The sequence below is a fragment of the Pseudomonas sp. P5_B2 genome (assembly GCF_056400445.1).
Genome location: NZ_JBFULH010000340.1, coordinates 1 through 4474 on the forward strand (window position 1 = coordinate 1; position 4474 = coordinate 4474).

Consider the following 4474-nt stretch of genomic DNA (forward strand, 5'->3'; position numbering starts at 1 on the left):
AGTTCAGCCCTGAGCGTTTCGATCAGGTGATCCGTCAACTCGGTTACAGCCGTATGCAGTTCCGCCAGATGCTGGCACAGGAAATGCTGATTGGTCAGCTGCGCGCTGGCCTGGCCGGTAGCGGTTTCGTCACCGACGCTCAGGTGCTGGCCTTCGCCCGTCTGGAAAAACAGACCCGCGATTTCGCTTCCCTGAACGTCAAGGTTGACCCGGCGTCTGTGAAGCTGACTGACGAAGAAGTCAAAGCCTACTACGACGAACACGCCAAGGAATTCATGACGCCGGATCAGGTGATCATCGATTACCTGGAATTGAAGAAGGCTTCCTTCTTTGATCAGGTCTCCGTCAAGGACGAAGACCTGCAAGCGGCATATCAGAAAGAAATCGCGAACCTGTCCGAACAACGTCGGGCTGCGCACATTCTGATCGAAGTGAACGACAAAATGACTGAGGCGCAAGCCAAGGCCAAGATCGAAGAAGTGCAGGCGCGTCTGGCCAAAGGCGAGAAATTCGAGGCCTTGGCCAAAGAGTTCTCCCAAGACCCGGGTTCGGCCAACAACGGCGGTGACCTCGGTTACGCAGGTCCTGGTGTCTACGACCCAGCCTTCGAAACAGCCCTGTATGCGCTGGCCAAGGATCAAGTCTCCGCGCCGGTTCGCACCGACTTCGGTTTCCACCTGATCAAACTGTTGGGTGTGGAAGCACCTGAAGTGCCGACGTTTGYCAGCCTGAAAGACAAGCTGACACGTGAGCTGAAAACCCAGCAAGTCGAGCAGCGTTTCGTCGAGGCGACCAAGCAACTGGAGGATGCCTCGTTCGAAGCGTCCGATCTGGCCCAGCCGGCGCAAGACCTGAAACTGACCGTTCACACCTCCAAGCCGTTTGGTCGTGAAGGCGGTGAAGGGATTGCGGCGAACCGCGCGGTGATTGCCGCTGCGTTCAGTCCTGAAGTGCTGGATGAGGGTGCCAATAGCACCGCCATCGAGCTCGATCCGGAAACCGTGATCGTGTTGCGCGCCAAGGAACATCTGAAACCCGCACAACTGCCGCTGGAAAGCGTAAACGTCGCCATCCGCACGCAATTGGCCAAGGAGCACGCCAGCTCTGCCGCCAAGACCAAGGCTGAGCAGCTGATTGCCAGCCTGCGCGACGGCAAGACCCCGCTGGATACGGCAATTGATGGCCAGAACTGGAAAGTGACCGAAGCAGCTACCCGCGCTCAGGAAGGGGTTGACCCAACCGTGCTGCAAGCGCTGTTCCGGATGCCCAAGCCTGCCGCCAAGGACAAGCCGACCTTCAGCAACGTGACCCTGGCCGATGGTAGCCTGGTGATCGTGCGTTTGAACAACGTGAACGAAGCGGCCGCGCCGACCGAAGAAGAGAAGGCTCAATACCGTCGCTTCCTCGCCTCGCGCATTGGTCAGCAAGACTTCGCGGCTTACCGCAAGCAGCTGGAAAGCGAAGCTGACATCAAGCGTTATTAATGCCTGATTGAGCGTATCGCGACACAAAGACCCTGGCCGAAAGGCCGGGGTTTTTTGTGTCTCAAAGGATAACGAAAAGGTCATCCGTCGCCGGAGGCGGGCGGGGAGCGACCTTTTCGCGTTGATGGCAGTCTTTACACGTGTAACTGTTTCAAGACACTAATCGATGCGACGCTAAGCATCGATCTGTTGCACAATACGCCCCGGACCGTTTTCCTCAGGATGTTCAATGTTTAAATCAATTCCCATGCGTCTCGTCGGGCTGGCACTGGTGCTCGCCGCTGCCGGCTGCTCGTCCAAAAAAGCCGCGATCTATGAGCATGAGAACTTCGCCGACTCCGGCACCTTTTCACGCAATTACCCCGTGACCGATGCGAAGACCTGTGAAGCGGCACGCCGAGCCTTGCTCAGCCAGGGTTACATCATTACCAGTAGCGATCCCAAGCTGATCAGCGGCCACAAGAGTTTCCAGCAGACTGGCGAGACACACATGGAGATCAGTTTCAGTGTGGTCTGTGCCGATGACGGCAGCGATGGGCACCACGCAACCATGTTTGCCAACGCCTTGCAGGACCGCTATGCGCTGAAGAAAACCAATAACTCCGCCAGCCTGGGCGTCGGTGTGTTGGGGTCGGTATCGATGCCGATCGGTTCTTCGGACGACTCGATGGTGAAGGTCGCTAGCGAAACCGTTTCCTCGGCCAAGTTCTACGAACGTTTTTTCACACTGGTTGAATTGTTCCTGCCACCGGAAGCGAAGAAAGCCGCGCATATCGTCGAGAAGCCGAAAACCGACCTGGGCGTGCCTGAAGCCCAAGCGGCGCCAGCATCGTTGGCACCCACTCCGGCACCCACTTCGGCACCTGCTGCAGAACCTGCGCCAGTCCCAACCCCGGCTGCCGAACCTGTCCCCACCCCAGTAACCTCGGAACCGGTTGCGCCACCGGCGGAATCCGCGCCGATTACCCCTCTGCAAGTCAGCGAACCTGCACCGTCCTCAGAAGCGATCACACCACCGCCGTCGGACTTGCCGCCGCCAAGCGAGCCAATTCCGGCCATGCCCGTCACTGGTCAGTAATTGTTTCTTACGGGATCAGGTCAGATGCCACCGATCCCGTAGGCGCTTTATGTTGATCTGCATCAGCCAGGCCGTAGTCCTACAGCTTCTATCGTAAAAATCCGGTGATAAATTCCTGACCGCCTGCTACGTTTTATCAAGTAGCCGTTGAGCGGTGCGCCTGCGTCATTTTTCTTTCACAGGGGCACTTTATGCTCGGGGCGTTGGTCATTTATTCAGTCATTTTTCAAACGAGCGCTGGGGGATTCAAAAATGGACGATTATCAAGAAGAGCTGCTCGAGTATCAGGCGTTTGAACTCGACCCGCTGGAACCTGCCGAAGACGCTACCGAGCTGTAAGCGTCAAGCGGATTGGCGATGACTGCGGCGAAACTCACCGGGTGTCTGGCCATTCCAGCGTTTGAAAGCTCGTTGGAACGCTTCAGCTGAAGCGAAACCCAACAGGTAGGCGATTTCTCCGAACGCGAGTTCGGTATCGCGGATATAAGTCATGGCCAGATCGCGACGGGTGTCGTTGAGAATCGCGCGAAATTGCGTGCCTTCTTCGGCGAGTTTGCGGCGCAATGTCCAGGTGGGCAGCTTCAGGCGTGCCGCCACTTCTTCCAGGTCGGGTTCCCGGCCACCATTGAGTAACGGCCCCAGTAACTGAGTGATGCGTTCACGCAGGCTGCGGGTGCGTGTCAGTTGCTCGAGTTCCCGTTCGCAGAGTTGAAGCAGATGACGCCAAGTACTCGGGCAATGCACCGGGCTACGTTGAGCGAGGCTGGTCAGGCTCAAGCGCAGTTGATTGTGCTCGGCGCCAAACTGGATCGGGCAATCGCCCAGCAAGGCATACGCCTCGCGGTAATCCGGCGCGTCGAATTCGATCTCGATGCGCTCTGCGCGCAGCGGGGCAGGGCTCAGGCTGGACAATTGCTGCAACCAGCCGGCGATGATCGAGTCCACCACAAAGCGGTTGTAGGCGTTGTAGGGGCTGATGGAGTAGAAGCGCAGCCACGCGCCCTGAGCGTCCTCATGAAAGCTCGACTGACCGCGATAGTTGGAACCGTACAAGGCTTCGAAACGAATCAGGCAGCGCGCGGCTTCGCGAACCGTCGGCGCCTGGGCGGCCGTGACGCCGGCCAGACCGGCCTGGCTCAAACGACTGAGCTGACCCATGCGCAAACCCAATGCCGGATCTTCCGTCAGTTGAATCGCCCCGTGGCCCAAGCGCATGTAGCGCGGAATCGACAGCCGGGCACCGGGCTCCGCCAATCGGGCCGCATCCAGGCCGTATTGATCGAGCAACGGTTGAGGGTCTACACCGTGGCTGCGCACGGCATCGGCCAGGCTATGGACGAACCCCACCGACAAATTCCCGAGGCGCATCGGCAACGGTTTCATGGGTTACAACCAAAGGTTCAGCAGCCGCGCGYCACGGGCGTTGCCGTCCGCGAACTGTTGACCGTTGTTGCTGAGAAAACTTTGCCCGGCGCTGCCTTGATCCCAGAACTGCCCGCGCAGGAACACGCTCATCCCGGCGATGGCCTGGCTGCTTGGCGGTTGCGCGGTCAACGTCAGGCGATGCCAGGCCTGGCCTTCACTCAATTCACCGGGCTTGAGAGTGACGGATTTGGGTGTCGGCAAACCCCGATAACCCCGCCACGGTTTGTCCCAGGCGTCACGTCCGATGACGAACGCTGGTACTGCCACCAGTTGAACTTTCTGATCGTCGAGCCTGCGGTAATTTTCCGGGTACCAGCTGTCGCTGCCGATCAACACGCCCAAGCGTCCGGCGGGTGTATCGATGACGTTGAGTGTCTGTTGGCCCTTGGTATGGGTGTCGTCAGGCTTCTCGAACACGGGATGCATCTGGCGTTGCGGCTGGCCAATCGGCAAGCCATCGCGACCAAAGATCACACTGCTGTTGTAC

The 4474-nt window shown here is 58.6% G+C and carries 4 protein-coding genes; 2 read left to right on the top strand and 2 right to left on the bottom strand.

All coding sequences use genetic code 11. The features are described from left to right. Both AC1DRJ_RS19865 and AC1DRJ_RS19870 read left to right on the top strand, forming a co-directional pair. The coding region (locus tag AC1DRJ_RS19865; RefSeq protein WP_477803648.1) for a peptidylprolyl isomerase at nucleotides 1-1484 on the top strand (1484 nt) is incomplete at its 5' end. A 229-nt stretch (nucleotides 1485-1713) separates the two neighbouring features. After that, nucleotides 1714-2562 (top strand): DUF2242 domain-containing protein, encoded by an 849-nt coding sequence (locus AC1DRJ_RS19870; RefSeq protein ID WP_477803649.1) that lies wholly within the window; start codon nucleotides 1714-1716, stop codon nucleotides 2560-2562. A gap of 342 nt (nucleotides 2563-2904) precedes the next feature. On the opposite strand, the gene AC1DRJ_RS19875 is transcribed toward AC1DRJ_RS19870, so the two are convergent. After that, entirely contained in the window at nucleotides 2905-3945 is a 1041-nt protein-coding gene (locus AC1DRJ_RS19875) for an AraC family transcriptional regulator (RefSeq protein ID WP_477803650.1), read from the bottom strand. Between the two features lie 3 nt (nucleotides 3946-3948). Continuing rightward, nucleotides 3949-4474 (bottom strand): nitrilase-related carbon-nitrogen hydrolase (locus AC1DRJ_RS19880; RefSeq protein ID WP_477803651.1); only part of this gene is annotated, 526 nt, incomplete at its 5' end.

Coding starts and splice junctions, on each gene's coding strand:
- AC1DRJ_RS19870 (WP_477803649.1), top strand. CDS start 1,714: ATGTTTAAATCAATTCCCATGCGTCTCGTCGGGCTGGCACTGGTGCTC.
- AC1DRJ_RS19875 (WP_477803650.1), bottom strand. CDS start 3,945: ATGAAACCGTTGCCGATGCGCCTCGGGAATTTGTCGGTGGGGTTCGTC.